Source organism: Oscillatoria nigro-viridis PCC 7112, assembly GCF_000317475.1.
GTDB classification, from domain to species: Bacteria; Cyanobacteriota; Cyanobacteriia; order Cyanobacteriales; family Microcoleaceae; genus Microcoleus; species Microcoleus nigroviridis.
Map to the genome: position 1 here is coordinate 829,250 of NC_019729.1, position 15,189 is coordinate 844,438.

Annotated in this window: 13 protein-coding genes; 8 read left to right on the top strand and 5 right to left on the bottom strand. The window is 46.5% G+C overall.

Annotated features, from left to right (window positions below; genetic code table 11):
- Positions 1–67: 67 nt before the first annotated feature.
- Positions 68–1,552 (bottom strand): NarK family nitrate/nitrite MFS transporter, encoded by a 1,485-nt coding sequence (locus OSC7112_RS03660; protein ID WP_015174637.1) that lies wholly within the window; start codon positions 1,550–1,552, stop codon positions 68–70.
- A 300-nt stretch (positions 1,553–1,852) separates the two neighbouring features.
- Here OSC7112_RS03660 and OSC7112_RS03665 point away from each other — a divergent pair, with 300 nt between their 5' ends.
- Positions 1,853–2,290, top strand: a complete 438-nt coding sequence (locus OSC7112_RS03665) for a hypothetical protein (RefSeq protein ID WP_015174638.1) — start codon at positions 1,853–1,855, stop codon at positions 2,288–2,290.
- A 274-nt stretch (positions 2,291–2,564) separates the two neighbouring features.
- Here the strand turns inward: OSC7112_RS03665 and recA are convergent, their stop codons facing one another.
- Positions 2,565–3,704: a recombinase RecA gene (recA, locus tag OSC7112_RS03670; protein ID WP_015174639.1), complete on the bottom strand. Its 1,140-nt coding sequence runs from the start codon at positions 3,702–3,704 to the stop codon at positions 2,565–2,567.
- Positions 3,705–4,022: 318 nt separating this feature from the next.
- Here recA and OSC7112_RS03675 point away from each other — a divergent pair, with 318 nt between their 5' ends.
- Both OSC7112_RS03675 and OSC7112_RS03680 read left to right on the top strand, forming a co-directional pair.
- Positions 4,023–5,639 (top strand): glycosyltransferase family 39 protein, encoded by a 1,617-nt coding sequence (locus OSC7112_RS03675; RefSeq protein ID WP_015174640.1) that lies wholly within the window; start codon positions 4,023–4,025, stop codon positions 5,637–5,639.
- Between the two features lie 363 nt (positions 5,640–6,002).
- Positions 6,003–7,538, top strand: coding sequence for a peptide ligase PGM1-related protein (locus OSC7112_RS03680; protein ID WP_015174641.1), 1,536 nt, complete (start codon positions 6,003–6,005; stop codon positions 7,536–7,538).
- Between the two features lie 186 nt (positions 7,539–7,724).
- Here OSC7112_RS03680 and lepB read toward each other — a convergent pair whose 3' ends face one another.
- Positions 7,725–8,333, bottom strand: coding sequence for a signal peptidase I (lepB, locus tag OSC7112_RS03685; RefSeq protein WP_015174642.1), 609 nt, complete (start codon positions 8,331–8,333; stop codon positions 7,725–7,727).
- An 89-nt stretch (positions 8,334–8,422) separates the two neighbouring features.
- On the opposite strand from lepB, the gene OSC7112_RS03690 reads away from it, so the two are divergent.
- From OSC7112_RS03690 to OSC7112_RS03700, 3 genes are read left to right on the top strand one after another with little or no spacing between them, the layout of a single operon-like run.
- Complete coding sequence (locus tag OSC7112_RS03690; protein ID WP_015174643.1) at positions 8,423–9,745, top strand: dihydroorotase; 1,323 nt, start codon at positions 8,423–8,425, stop codon at positions 9,743–9,745.
- A gap of 60 nt (positions 9,746–9,805) precedes the next feature.
- Positions 9,806–10,147, top strand: coding sequence for a DUF433 domain-containing protein (locus tag OSC7112_RS03695; protein WP_015174644.1), 342 nt, complete (start codon positions 9,806–9,808; stop codon positions 10,145–10,147).
- A gap of 3 nt (positions 10,148–10,150) precedes the next feature.
- A complete protein-coding gene (locus tag OSC7112_RS03700) occupies positions 10,151–10,483 on the top strand; it encodes a DUF5615 family PIN-like protein (protein WP_015174645.1) in 333 nt (110 codons plus the stop codon).
- 62 nt (positions 10,484–10,545) lie between these two features.
- Here OSC7112_RS03700 and OSC7112_RS03705 read toward each other — a convergent pair whose 3' ends face one another.
- Positions 10,546–10,995, bottom strand: coding sequence for a bifunctional alanine racemase/tRNA (adenosine(37)-N6)-threonylcarbamoyltransferase complex ATPase subunit type 1 TsaE (locus OSC7112_RS03705; RefSeq protein WP_015174646.1), 450 nt, complete (start codon positions 10,993–10,995; stop codon positions 10,546–10,548).
- A 120-nt stretch (positions 10,996–11,115) separates the two neighbouring features.
- Positions 11,116–12,516: a gluconeogenesis factor YvcK family protein gene (locus OSC7112_RS03710; RefSeq protein ID WP_015174647.1), complete on the bottom strand. Its 1,401-nt coding sequence runs from the start codon at positions 12,514–12,516 to the stop codon at positions 11,116–11,118.
- Between the two features lie 170 nt (positions 12,517–12,686).
- Here OSC7112_RS03710 and OSC7112_RS03715 point away from each other — a divergent pair, with 170 nt between their 5' ends.
- Both OSC7112_RS03715 and OSC7112_RS03720 read left to right on the top strand, forming a co-directional pair.
- Positions 12,687–13,469, top strand: a complete 783-nt coding sequence (locus OSC7112_RS03715; protein WP_015174648.1) for an ABC transporter ATP-binding protein — start codon at positions 12,687–12,689, stop codon at positions 13,467–13,469.
- Between the two features lie 86 nt (positions 13,470–13,555).
- The gene (locus OSC7112_RS03720) at positions 13,556–15,046 is read left to right on the top strand and encodes an MlaD family protein (RefSeq protein ID WP_015174649.1); all 1,491 of its coding nucleotides are present in this window, start codon (positions 13,556–13,558) and stop codon (positions 15,044–15,046) included.
- Positions 15,047–15,189: the final 143 nt, after the last annotated feature.

The following is a 15,189-nucleotide window of genomic DNA, read 5'->3' on the forward strand; positions in this document are numbered from 1 at the left end:
ATAAAGAAGTCAGGCTGCTGGGTGTTCTGTTGTTTTAAGTTGTTCTAATTAAAACTTGATTGGCGATTTAGTGACCCAGCAGCATAGCTTCTTCTGCCAAATCTTTGCTTTCAATAACCTTCGGTTCCTTCAGGATAAAAACACAAAGGAAGCACACAATTACAGCAGCAATTCCGAGTAGCTCAAAGAAGCTGCGGTTGCCTGCCACTGTTTGGGGCAAAAAGCTATAAAGGGTGGCATAAATTACAGAGCCGACACTGCCGTAAGCACCGATATTTCCGGCAATTTGACCAGTTACTTCTCGTTTAATTAAGGAGGCGATGCCAAAAGTTGCACCTGCGGCGGCGAAGACAAAGAAGGCACATAACATGGTCATGATAATCACAATTGCTAAATGCCAGTTTGCCGTAATTTGGCTCATAATTAAATACCCCAATCCCACTCCGCCGGTCATCACTGTCAGCGTCCACTTGCGGCTGCCGATTTTATCAGAAATTAACCCTCCGGCTGGACGGCTGACCAAGTTCATCAGCGGATAGGTAGCAGCTATCGGCCCGGCGATCGCATGATTGAGATTGAAGGTGTGTTCAAAAAATTCCGGTAACATGGAAACCACAGCGAGCTCTGAACCAAAGCTGACTGCATAAGCTAATTCTAATAGGAATACTTGACTGATTTGATAGCGTTCTTGAGGTGGGTAATGTTTTTGACCGATGACAACTTCTCGGTTAACTTCCCAGGCTTTGTAAGCCTGAATTAAATAGAGTGCTGTCAAACTAATCCAAATAGCGTACATCACATTTGCAGTCATAAAATGTGCTTTCTGCAAGCGCCACACAATCAAAGCTAAGGCACCAAATAGAGGAATATTGGTCATCGACAGTGCCCAAAAGCTTTTGGCGCTGGTGACTTCCATTGCGCCGTTGCGGGTCGGGCGCTGATAGACTTTGCCGGGAGGAGTGTCTTGAACGTTGCAGTAAAAAATGACTCCGAAAACTGCTGCGGCAATCCCAGTAAGGGCGATCGCCAGCCGCCAATTTGTGTGTCCGACTGAGAGAAAAGCTGTTCCTGCCGCGATCGCCGGTAACGCTGCTTCTGCAGCAAAAGAGCCAAAGTTGCCCCAGCCGCCATAGATACCTTGAGCGAAGCCGATATCTTTTGGGGGAAACCATTCGGCAACTAAGCGAATGCCAACCACGAATCCAGCGCCGACAATTCCCATTGCCAAACGGCTCAAAACCAACTGATTAAAGTTTTGGGCAAAGGCGAATGCCAGTGTGGGAAATGCTGCATACACCAGGAGTGAAGAGAAGGTGATGCGAGGCCCGAAGCGATCGAGCAACATCCCGATAATAATACGTGCAGGAATTGCGAAAGCTAGGTTGGACAGACTGATGATTCTGGCTTGCCCAACTGTCAGTCCCAAATCGTGCTGCACCGTTGTGCTGAATGGTGCGTAGTTGAACCACACTACGAAAGTTAAGAAAAAAGCAAACCAACTCAGGTTCAGAATCCGAAAAGGCCCTCTGAACGATAAAAGCCCTTGAAGCATATATAACTTGTCCTAATAAATAATACAGATTATTAATTTAGAGTTGACTTTCTAACTGTTTGGGGTAACGGTTTTTTTACGATCGCGCTTTGATGTTGCGTTCCAATTCAAGTGGATGTCCAGAGGAAAAATTGTATACTAAGTTACTGTTTGCGCTCAAAAACCCAACTGGCGCATGGAATTAATGCAGATCGTGCATTTTAACCTTATTTTAGTAATAAATACTTATTGCGTTGAAATAAAAAAAACAGTATATTTGAATACAGAAATTAAATTTATTTTAATAATAGGTAAGTAAAAATGCTTGTAAGCTTAACCGAAAGAGAAACTCAGCAAGGCGATCGCCGCTCAACCAGTGCCATGAACAACGGATTAAAGGTTCAATCAAGACTTTTTAGTTTTCTGACAGTATGTGTAGCAGTGGCTGGATGCTTGGGAACTGCTTCTGGGGCGATCGCCCAGGAAGCTCAACCGCAAGTAAAAGCACAGGCGATCGAGCAATCCAATCAGCAGCCAGTCAACAGCACGACAAGTCAACCTACTGCTGCGCCTCAATTCGATGCAGCAGCGCAAGCAGAAATTGCTCAGATGTTGCTGGGATTTATCTATTTTGTGTTGCCAGTGGGTGTGGGCTTAACTATTTTTCTGCACGACAAATACGCTCAGAAGCGCTCTGCTACTCTCAACCAACAGATAGAAGTTTTAGAGATTTCCTTCCACCAAAACCCTCAACATTAAACGCGCTCTCAAAAGTATCTGGCGGTTAAAACTCAGATTTTGCAACAATTTCAGCAACAGGCAAGATGCCTGTTCCACGAGAAAATTGAATTTTTGTGGAACAGGCATCTTGCCTGTTCTTGAAAATATAGTTCTTGGGTCAATTCAAGCCCACCTACTATTGCTAAGCTGTCGCGCATCTTGCATTGTATTTTTAGGGCAGGCGAGACGCCCACCCTACAGGAACTTCATCGCACTTGACTGTAAAATTTAGATGCAGCTCAGCTTAAAAGATTTAGATTTCTTCCAAATCCTCTACATCTTCTACATTGTCTACATCTTCTACATTGTCTAGATCTTCTGCATCCTCATCATCATTGTCAACAGGGGCAACAGAATTAGCAGAAACCACAGCACCAGTCTCAAGTTTCTTTTTAACTAGCTGCTCAATTTCATTTTTGAAGTCGGCATTTTTCTCCATGTGTTGGATCACTTTGTCTCGTCCTTGAGCTATGTTCTCGCCGTTATAGCTATACCAAGAACCTTTTTTGATAATTACTCCCATTTCGTCGGCCAAGTCAGTCAGACAGCCTAAAGTGGAAATGCCTTTGCCAAATACAATGTCAAATTCGGCAATGCGGAAAGGCGGAGCAACTTTATTTTTAGCAACTTTAACTTTCGTGCGGTTGCCGTACTCTTCTGTACCTTTTTTCAAGGTTTGAATCCGGCGGATGTCAAGCCGCACGCTGGCGTAGAACTTGAGTGCGTTACCGCCAGTTGTGGTTTCGGGGTTGCCGTAAGTTACGCCGATTTTCTGCCGCAATTGGTTGAGGAAGATGACGGTACAGCCGGATTTGCCGATGTTGCCGGTGATTTTCCGCAAAGCTTGACTCATCAAGCGCGCTTGCAAACCCATGTGGGAGTCGCCCATGTCGCCTTCGATTTCGGCGCGGGGGACGAGGGCGGCTACGGAGTCAACTACTACGATATCGACGGCGACGGAACGCACGAGTTGATCGACAATTTCTAGGGCCATTTCGCCGGTATCCGGCTGGGAAACTAAGAGATTTTCAATATCGACGCCCAAAGCTGAGGCGTAGGTGGGATCGAGGGCGTGTTCGGCATCGACGAAGGCTGCGATACCGCCGGATTTTTGAACTTCGGCGATCGCGTGGAGGGCTAGAGTGGTTTTACCGGAACTTTCGGGCCCGTAAATTTCAATGACTCTGCCTTTTGGCAAACCGCCGCCCAAAGCAATGTCCAGTGTCAGGGCTCCGGTGGGAATGGTTTCTACCCTCATGCGAGTGGAGTCTCCCAATCGGACGATCGCCCCTTTGCCAAAGCTGCGCTCGATTTGGGAAAGTACGGAAGTTAGGGCTTTTTGCTTTTCTGAGTTTTCAGTGGAAGTTTTTATAGACGCTTCTTTTTTTGGCATTTGCGGTACGCGGGTAGACCCCTTGCGGAGCTTGTTGATTAACTGTACAACACGTATGTTAGCAGTTATTTTTGGGCTCTGGAGCTTCTGGGAGGATCTGGTTGAAGATTCTTGATTTTGGGGGTGGTTCAGCCTCAGCCAGCTTTCAGAAGGCTCCGATCTATAAGGTATTCGGCATCCGGCAGAGGGTAAAATTATTGTCTGTTGGGATATGTACTGGGTATCGATCGCTCCTTGAGTGAGGTTTGAGATGGTCTACAGTGCCAAATTCCGTCAACCGTAGCTATCCTGCAGAGAATCGCCACAATTAGGACAAGCATGGGATCTAAAACACATCAAGACACATCTGTTAATACCAAAAATTCCCGCTGGCTGATGAACTTATTGGCGATCGGCATTTTACTAGGTATCGGATTTCGGTTTTTTGAGATCGATCGCAAACTGTACTGGCACGACGAAGCTTACACATCAATCCGCGCCGCTGGTTTCACCCGCCAAGAAATCGACGGCGAACTATTCCAAAACCGGATTGTTCCCGCACCAGAATTGCAAAAATATCAGCGGATTAAACCGGGAAGTACAGAAGCAGACACAATTCGTTCTTTAGCACTAGAAGACCCGCAGCATCCGCCTTTATACTTTCTCCTGGCTCGTTGGTGGATGCAGCAATTTGGGAGTTCTCTAACAGCATCCCGCAGTTTGCCAGCAATATTGAGTTTGCTGTCGCTGCCTTTGATGTACGCTTTAGCTCGGGAACTTTTCGCCTCGAATTTGGCGGCATTATTAGCAACAGCACTTTTGGCTTTATCTCCCTTTGACATCTTGTTTGCTCAGACAGCAAGGCAGTACAGTTTGCTGACAGCCACAGTTATTGGCAGCAGTTGGCTGCTGCTGAGAGCAGTGCGGTTGCCGGGTTGGCAAAATTGGGTATTTTACTCGCTGGCGATCGCCCTTGGTTTCTACACTCACCCTTTCTTCAGTTTGACACTCATCGGGCACGGAGTTTTTATAATTGCTTACTGGTTGTTTGTCAAAAAAACAAAATTGCGAGGTCACGTAACTAATTCCCAATTTTTCCTAGCAGTAATAGGAGCTTTAATCTTGTATATCCCCTGGATTTACGTGCTGGCGACCAACCTGGAACGTGCCTCCTCTACGACAGATTGGACGCGAGTATCTCCGGGTTGGCTGTATCTTGTCAAATTGTGGACACTCAGCTTTACAGCCTTATTTTTTGACTTCGACTTCGGGTTTGATAATATTTGGACTTATCTGCTGAGATTGCCATTTTTGCTGTTAATTGCTGCAGCCCTTTACACAATCTGCAGCCGGACTAGCAGTTCAACTTGGCTGTTTCTTGTAACATCAATTTTTGTACCTTTTTCGATCCTGGCGTTACCGGATCTCATCCTAGGCGGCAAACGTTCCGCCGTCAGCCGCTATTTGATTTCCTGCTTTCCCGGAGTGCAGCTAGCAGTTGCTTACTTGCTCGCAAGTAACGTGAAAACTCAGCAGCGGTTTTGGCAAGTCATTTTAGCCTTGGTATTTACAGCAAGTATAGCATCCTGTACTGTCAGCGCTTTTTCTGATACTTGGTGGAGCAAAGACTTGAGCTATTTTAATGCTGAAGTTGCGAAAATTATTAACAAAGAGGCGATAGCTAACCGATCGATTAAAGATACAATTGTAATTAGCGATCGCGGCAACGATTTTACTAACATGGGAGATTTGCTTTCTCTGAGTTATTTGCTCGACAAAGACGTGCGGCTGATGCTGATGAGCCAGTCGCCAGAAATCGAGATGCTGAACAAATATTCGGCTCCCCTAGTGTTCCGCCCTTCGGAAAAATTGCGATCGGCACTCAAGCAAAATCAACGCCGCTTAGAGCCAATATTGGAGTATGCCAGACTTTTTCGAGCGCGGCGAGCTTCTTAGAGCAGCTTGACAGAAATGGAAGATCGTCCCCGTTAGAATGCGTCAGTCGATTTTAGATTGTAGATTTTAGATTTTAGATTTATTCCACAGATGAATCTGGGAGATTAAACTTTGGTCTAAAATGTTTGGATCTTCACGACAGGAGTACGTGGCACGGTATCCGTTTTTAGGCGGGGTCATAAAAAACTGTTTGAGTTGCCTCAAATATTTCGACTGACGCACCTTAAATCACTATTTGGGCATTTTTGTCAATATTCCCAGTAAGGTGGGTCAGAAAAAAACTGTGTGAGTTGTCTCAAGTATTGGGGCTGACACACCCGACACGATCGGCAATAATTATTTGAATACTTAGGATAAAAAGCAATGCAAGAGTTAAATAATTCATCTTCCGAATCCGCGCAGAAGTTTCGCGATCTTCAGACAGAATTACGCGAACGTTGGCGAGCTATCGAAGAATTTGACAGCGGAGATTGTGACATTATTATCATTCCTTCTGTCAGCTTAGATCAGCAAGAAATGCAGAAAGTTGAGGGTGCTTACCACTACGAAGAGCGGCATTTATTTTCATTAATTCGGCTGCGAAATCCCCACACGCGCTTAATTTACATTACCTCCGAACCGCTGCACCCGATGATTGTGGATTATTACCTGCAATTGCTGCCGGGAATTCCGTTTTCTCACGCGCGCGATCGGCTTGTGCTATTCAGTGCTTACGATGCTTCTGCCAAATCCCTCACCCAGAAAATTTTAGAACGTCCCCGCTTGATGGAGCGCATTCGTCAAGCAGTGCGGCCGGCAAAATCTTATATGGTTTGTTATAACTCGACGCCCTTAGAACGCGAGTTATCTGTTAAATTGGGAATTCCTTTGTGGGCCAGCGATCCCGATCTGTTATACTGGGGAACAAAAAGCGGTAGCAGGCAAATTTTTAAAGAATGTGGCGTGCCTTATCCTGACGGTTCCGAGTTGGTTTGGAATGCGGAAGATTTAGCGGAAGCTGCGGCCGGGCTCTGGGAAAGGCAGCCGCATTTGCAGCGGATCGTAATTAAGTTAAATGAAGGTTTTTCGGGTGAAGGAAATGCTATTTTAGAGCTGAATTCCCTCGCCGGTAAAGCGCCTAAAGAAAGAGCGAAGGCAATTGGCGAGAGCTTCCATAATTTGCGCTTTCAAGCAACGGGCGAAACCTGGGAAAATTTTAGCAGCCGCATTCCCGAATTAGGGGCAATTGCCGAAGCATTTATCGAAGGGAAAGAAAAGTTATCCCCCAGCGTTCAAGGCAGAATTGTTCCCAGCGGCGAAGTAGAAATTCTCTCCACTCACGACCAGATTTTAGGAGGCCCAGACGGCCAAATTTTCTTGGGTTGCCGATTTCCGGCGGACGAATCCTACCGGCTGGCATTGCAAGAATTGGGATGGAAAGTAGGGCAAAACTTAGCTAAAAAAGGTGCTTTAGAGAGATTTGGAGTAGATTTTCTCGCGGTGCGGCAATCAGACGGCCACTGGGATATGCAAGCAATAGAAATTAACTTGCGGAAAGGAGGCACAACTCATCCGTTTATGGCCCTGAAGCTGTTAACAAACGGTCGGTACGATCGTACTACCGGATTATTTTACAGCCAGCAGGGCCGTCCGAAATATTATGTCGCTTCGGACAATTTGAAAAAAGAGCGGTATCGGGGATTATTACCGAACGATTTGATGGATATTATTGCTGACAATCAACTGCACTTTGACAGCGGTACAGAGACTGGCAGTGTGTTTCATCTAATGGGTTGTTTGTCGGAGTTTGGCAAATTGGGAGTGACGAGTATCGGCAATTCGCAGCAAGAAGCTGAGGAGATGTATAACAAAGTTGTGAAAGTGCTCGATCGCGAAACGTCAGGCGATTGTAGATTGTAGATTTTAGATTTTAGATTCGATCCAGTCAGTCAGCTTAGAGCCCCGGCTTTTTGAAGAAGTCGGGGCTCTAATATCCCTCGCGTTTTGTATAGCAACCGGCAAGACGATTAGGATGTTCTTAATCACCAAAACCATTGCTATTATTGAATTTGCCTTCTTGCTTCTTGCTTCTTCCTTCCGCTAGAGCTAATTTTTAGCGGGATAGAGGGGCGTGGGGTCGATCGAACCTGTGCGGTTGAGCGGCCAAAAACGCACAATTGCCCTACCGATGATATTTTGCTTGGGTACAAAGCCCCAGTAATGACTGTCACAGCTTGCGTTGCGGTTGTCGCCGAGCACCAAGTAAGAATTTGGAGCTACAACTACAGGCCCGTAGGGATACTGCGGAATTTCTTCAATATATTTTTCCTGTAGCGGCTGCTTGTTAATAAAAACTTTTCCCTCTCTGACTTCCACAGTGTCCCCTGGAAGTCCGATCACTCGCTTGATATAGGCATCTTTGATCGGTGGCGGCTGTCCCGTGCACAAACTAGCCGGGTCAGGAGGCATAAATACGATAATATCTCCTCGGTGGGGGTCTTGGAATCGATAGCTCACCTTATCTATAATCAATCGATCGTTAATTTGTAAGGTTGGGAGCATCGAGCCGGTGGGAATATAGCGTGCTTCGGCAACCAGGGTGCGGATACCAAAGGCCAAAAACGCTGCTAAGCCGATCGTCTTAATTCCTTCGATCCAAGGATTTTCCGTGTCTTGCGGAGGTTTTTCGTCGGCTGACTTGTCTAGACGAGTCATAGGGTATTGTAGTGACTGAGCTGGATACGAATTATAAACTTAATAATGCTTCCATGCTAGCACGCTGTTTACTCAATTAAGGATATCTTATGACTCCCAAATCAAGTTTGTTAATCCGTCGCGCTCGCATTCTTTTGCCCAATGGTGAGTTTTTGGTAGGAGATGTGCAAATCTGCGATCGCCAAATTGTCAAAGTTGCTGCGGAAATTGTCGAATCGGGCGATCGAGAAATAGATGCGAAAGGCTTAACTCTGTTACCCGGAGTAATCGATCCCCAGGTACACTTCCGCGAACCGGGTTTAGAACACAAGGAAGACTTGTTTACGGCTAGCTGTGCTTGCGCTAAAGGCGGCGTGACATCGTTTCTGGAAATGCCGAATACGCGACCTCTGACCACAACCCAAGCTGCCTTAGATGATAAACTAAGTCGCGCTGCCGAGAAGTGTTTGGTGAACTACGGCTTTTTTATTGGTGCAACCCCCGAAAATTTGCCTGATTTGTTGAATGCGAATCCGACTCCGGGAATTAAGGTGTTTATGGGTTCGATGCACGGGCAGTTGTTGGTGGATGGAGAAGCAACTTTAGAGGCGATTTTTGCAGCAGGCGATCGACTAATTGCCGTGCACGCAGAAGACCAAGCTAGAATCAACCAGAGGCGTCAGGAATTTGCCGGGATTTCCGATGTTGCCGTACACTCCCAAATTCAAGACAATCAAGCAGCTTTATTAGCAACTCAGCTAGCCTTAAAACTTTCTAAAAAATATCAGCGCCGTCTGCACATTCTGCACCTTTCTACTGGGGATGAAGCTGAGTTGTTGCGCCAGGAAAAACCGAGTTGGGTAACGGCGGAAGTGACGCCGCAGCATTTGTTGTTAAATACCAGCGCCTATCAAAAAATTGGCAGTTTAGCTCAGATGAATCCGCCTTTGCGCGAACCCCGCGATAACGAAATACTTTGGCAAGCTTTACTCGACGGCGTAATTGATTTTATCGCCACCGACCACGCGCCGCATACATTAGCAGAAAAAGCTCAAGATTATCCGAATACGCCGTCGGGAATGCCGGGAGTCGAAACTTCTTTACCTTTGATGCTGACGCAAGCAGTAGAGGGAAGATGTACAGTGGCACAAGTTGCTAATTGGATGTCGGCGGCAGTTGCTAAGGCTTATAAGATTCCCAAGAAAGGGGCGATTGCTCCGGGTTTTGATGCAGATTTGGTATTAGTAGATTTGGAGAATTATCGACCAGTCGTGCGAGAAGAAATGGTGACAAAGTGCGGCTGGAGTCCCTTTGAAGGTTGGAATTTAACTGGATGGCCTGCGGTCACGGTTGTGGGAGGAAAAGTTGTTTTTGAGAATGGTAAATTGGATACAAATGTGAGGGGAGAAGCCTTGACATTTGACGCTGAGTAAGCGTGAATTTAACTCAAGTGTTATAATTGGGTATTCCCGATCGCAAAGGCGATATTACCCATGCTTCTCCAAGAACTAGAAACACAACTCCTGGCCTTAACTCCGACTGAGAAAGCTGAAGCCATCCGGCTTTTAACCCAAAGTTTAAACAATAGCTGGCCAGGAATTACCAAAACTCCCGACGTGTGCGGCGGCGATGCTTGCATTGCCAAAACTAGACTTCCGGTTTGGCTGTTCGTGAGTTTGCGCCGTCAAGGTTCAAGCGATGCTGAACTTCTACAATTTTATCCCCAGTTGAATGCTGCAAACTTAGTAAATGTCTGGACTTATGCTGAGGCTAACTCCGAAGAAATTGAAACAGCACTCCGAGAAGAAGCAGCAGCAATGATGCAGGAAGTATAATTTATGGCACGTCTCTATGCAGATGAACAGTTCCCGTTTCCTATTGTGGCATTGCTGCGAAATTTAGGTCACGATGCCCTGACTATTCAAGAGGCAGGAAATGCCGGAGATGATGACCCCGAAGTATTAGCCTTTGCTGTGAATAACGATCGGGCGGTTATGACGCAAAATCGGAGGCATTTCATTCGCTTGCACGCTCAACAACCAAATCATGCTGGTATTATCGTCTGTACAGACGATAAAAATCTAGAAAGGTTGGCGACACGCATCAATGATGCTATTGCTGGTGAAGAAACTTTGAGAGGTAAATTGATTCGTGTCAACCGTCCGCAGTAAGTACGCGCTACCGAAGCTATCTTCCCGCAGGGGTTCGCTGAAGGGTAGGAAATCGCCCTTTCTTAACCCTGTAATTGCCAATCCAATAACTCGCCATTACCAATTACTTCAGCTTGCCGCCCGTTATCTAGATAACTCAAAGAAATTTGCAAATAATTTTCTGGCTTGTACTGCAATCTTTCCGCCCATTCGATCGCCACAATTCCCAAATCCCTTTCTAACCCGTCCCAATAACTTTCTAAGTGCAAAGCCTCCACTTCTTCGGGTTCTAGTCGATACAAATCTAGATGATACAGCGGAATTTGTCCTCCAAAATACTCGTTAATCAGCGTGAAAGTAGGACTTTCGATCGAGTCCGAGATTTCTAAACCTTCAGCGATACCTTGAACCAAGGTAGTTTTGCCCGCACCTAAATCTCCTTGTAATAAGATTACAGTGCCGGGGGGGAGCGATCGACCTAACGCAGCACCAAACTTGCGCGTAGCCTCAGAATCGGGAAGCAAAGTTTTCATGTCAATAATTCGTCATTAGTCATTTGTTATTTGTGATTTGTTATTTGTTACTCGCTGGCGGCTGCCAATAACCAATAACTAATAATATTAGTCAACAGTCAACAGTCAACAGTCAGCAGCTTAAATGTTGTGCGCGCGGCCGTACCAACGCAGCAACATCCCCGCCAGCCTTTGCGAATTGTGGCGAATTAAACCCGTATTTTCATCTTCATCCATGACATTGGCGATGACAACTCGCCGCCCCAATTGCGTTACGGCTTCTCGATCGAGCACAACCGGATAAGAATTCTCCTGAGAATAGCGGATCAAAGCCTTTGCAGAAGGGACTTTTCCTTGAACTACTACAGCATCGAACAGCGGCCTGCCGCAAGCGCGGTCGATCGCCCGAATGTGGTCTGCAACGCTGTATCCGTCTGTTTCCCCCGGCTGAGTCATAATATTGCACACATAAATACGCGGAACTTCGCTGTTGGCGATCGCATCAGCAATTTCCGGCACCAACAAATTCGGAATGACACTCGTATAAAGACTCCCCGGCCCAATAATCATAAAATCCGCTTCCCGAAGTGCTTGGGCCACCTTGGGCAACGCCGGAGGATTAGCAGGAGTGCAGCCAATTTTGATGATTTTTCCGTTAGCTTTTGTAATGCTGGACTCCCCCTCAATCCTCCGGCCGTCAGCCAGTTCTGCCCACAAAGAAACGTCGCTCAGAGTAGCCGGCAGCACTTCTCCCCTAACTGCTAAAACTTTAGAACTCGCGGCGATCGCCTGTTCCAAATCTCCAGCAATATCGCTCATCGCCGTCAAAAACAAATTCCCAAAACTGTGACCCATCAAACCGTCACCTGCTTGAAAGCGATATTGAAATAACTCAGTCAATAACTTTTCCTCATCTGCCAAAGCCGCCAAACAATTGCGAATGTCTCCGGGCGGCAATACCCCAATTTCCCGGCGCAGCCGCCCGGAAGAACCGCCGTCATCCGCCACCGTGACAATAGCAGTGATTTTGGCACTGTAATCCTTCAATCCCCTGAGCAAATTAGAAAGACCGGTACCGCCCCCAATTGCCACAATTTTCGGGCCGCGGTGCAAGCGGCGGTGGTTGAGGAGTCGATCGACCAATTCCTCATTCCCTTCGGGCATCAGCACTTGAGTAATAGAGTTCAAACTGCGAGTTTGCCCCCACAGAATTAACAAAATCCCGCCAGCAATCACGATCGGCCCCGACACGTAATTGGGAACAATTTCCGCAATCCACGCCAAAAAATTTCTCAACAACTGCAATAAGAAGAAAATGGGAGTCATCCCAGTCCAAATTGCTAAACCCAAAGTGGCAAGTACCACGCCGCTGGCACTGATCAGCAACCACCGTTTCACTAACAGTCCGGGGGCTAACCACTTAAACCACTGGTGAACTCGCCCGTTCCGCAAAGAAGGGGGGTAAGGATTTCTGGATAGGGCAAAAACCTGCTTGGCTTTAGCCAAGACACGGAGGGCTTTAGGAAGTGAACTAATTGACATGGTTAATTAGTCTTAAGGGTATTGGAACAGCTAGAGCTGACAAATTTAGAATACAAGAGAGTTTTGAGCTGGCAGTCAATTTTAGTTATTAGTCATTAATCATTAGTCAGGAGTCATTAGTCATTAGGTAGACTGAGGACTGAGGACTGATAACTTATTGATAACATTTTATGGCTGAGCCACTAATCGAACTCAAGGGGGTAAGTAAGTCCTTCGGCCAGAACCCGATCCTCGATCGAGTCGATCTGAGGATTTATCGGGGAGAGGCCCTGGCAATTATTGGCCCTTCCGGGACGGGGAAATCTACGATTCTGCGGATAATTGCGGGTTTGTTGGCCCCGGATGCCGGTGAGGTTTTTGTTCAGGGACAGCGCAGGGTCGGATGGGTGGACGACGTGGCAGATCCGATCGGAATTGGGATGGTGTTTCAGCAAGCGGCTTTGTTTGATTCGCTGACGGTGGAGGAGAATGTCGGTTTTTTACTTTACCAGCATTCTAAGCTGCCGCGCCGCCGCATTCGGGAATTGGTGGAGGAAAAGTTGGAGATGGTGGGTTTGCCGCGAATTGGCGAACGCTATCCGGCGCAGTTGTCTGGGGGAATGAGGAAGCGGGTAAGTTTTGCCCGCGCGATCATGGCGAATCCTGATAATGCTAGAGACAATCCAGAGGTTTTGCTGTACGACGAACCGACGGCGGGTTTAGATCCGATCGCTTCGACGGTAATTGAAGATTTAATCAGAAACTTGCAGGCGGCCCAAGGTGTTTGCAGCACTTATGCGATCGTCACTCACCAAGACAGTACCATCCGCCGCACTGCCGATCGCATCGTATTTCTCTATCGAGGCAAAGTGCAGTGGGAGGGAACTGTCAGCGACATTGCATCGACAGATAATTTGTTAATTCAACAATTTTTTAGCGGCAGTGTTACTGGGCCAATTCAAGTGATTGGATAGTCAGCCAATTTTAGATTTTAGATTTTAGATTTTAGATTGAAATGACTGCTGACTAATGACTGCTGACTAATGACTAAGGAGAAAATATGCGATCGCGAACTGTAAGAGAAGGTTCTGTCGGGTTCTTAATTTTAGTAGGAATCGGTTTATTTGGCGGCTTAGTGCTCTGGCTGCGGGGCGTGCAGGTAGGAAACCGCAGCTACAAATTCGCCGTAGAATTTGCCAGCGCCCAAGGAATGCAAATAGGTACGCCCATCAGGTATCGCGGGGTTGCCGTCGGTAAAATTACCGCCCTCAAACCGGGTTCCAACGGCGTAGACGTGACGCTGGAGATTGCCCCCGGTACTTTAGTGATTCCCAGGGATGTTACGATCGAAGCGAATAAATCGGGTTTAATTGGCGAATCGTCGATCGACATTACCCCCAACTCGATTTTGCCAGAATCATTACTTACCGCCAATCCCGTGAGTGCCGAATGTCCCCCGGAAATTATCTGCCAAAATTCGCGCTTAAAAGGTCAAGCTGGAGTCACTATCGACGAACTAATTAAATCCACAGTCCGCCTAGCTAATTTTTACACTGACCCCGCGCTGTTTAACAATATTAAATCCCTGGCAGAAAATACAGCAAAAACAGCTAAAGGTGCAGCTAAACTCACTCAAGATTTATCGACTTTAACTCAAACAGCCCAAACAGAAATAAAAACTTTAAATCAATCTGTCAGGGGAGACCTTGGCAGCTTAAATCAATCATTAAAAACGGAAATATCAAGTCTAAATCAATCATTAAAGGGGGAAGCAAGCAGTTTAAATCAATCATTAAAGGGAGAAGCGACCAGTTTAAGTCAATCGCTCAAGACGGAAATCTCAGGAGTTGCCGCTGATGTTTCTAAAGTAGCCGCTACGGCGGACACTTCCACAAAAGCCGTATCTGCATCTGCGATAAATTCTGCTAATTCAGTAACTCAAGCAGCCAATCAAATTACATTAACAGCCAACCAACTCAATTCTTTAGTAACAACCAACCGCGCCAGTTTAGTCTCAACTCTGAATAACATCAATCAAAGCAGTCAGGAATTGCGGGTAGCTGTCAGCAGTTTGAGTCCGACAATTAATCGAATCAACCAAGGACAATTGCTGAACAATTTAGAAGTTTTATCAGCAAATGCGGCCCAAGCTTCGGGTAATTTGCGAGATTTATCCAGCCAGGTAAACAATCCCGCCACTTTGCTATTATTGCAGCAAACTCTAGATTCTGCACGAGCTACATTTCAGAACGTGCAGAAAATTACTTCCGACGTGGATGATTTGACAGGAGATCCGGCTTTCCGCAACAATATTCGCAGGTTGTTCAACGGATTGGGAGGCTTGTTGGGTTCGACAGAACAACTGCGACAGCAAGTTAAAGTGACTCAAACATTAGCTCCCCTTTCAGAGAAAGTAAATGCGAGTACACCTGCCAGAAATCAATCAGTAGATCCGGGATTTCCTCGCTTGCAAAAACAGCAAAAATTGCCTGTTATACCTTCTCAAACTGCCAGGTCAGCAGAACCAGTTGCTCCAGAGAATACCCCTTAAAAGAGGGTATCATTGAATAACAGCCATTGCAAGATTCGCGACTTCCTCTAGTTAGTAAGGTGGGCAATACGCACTCCGATTACAGCTACTTAATAAGGTGGATCTTTCGCACCCGGCATTAAAGTTATTGTCCAAATCCTATT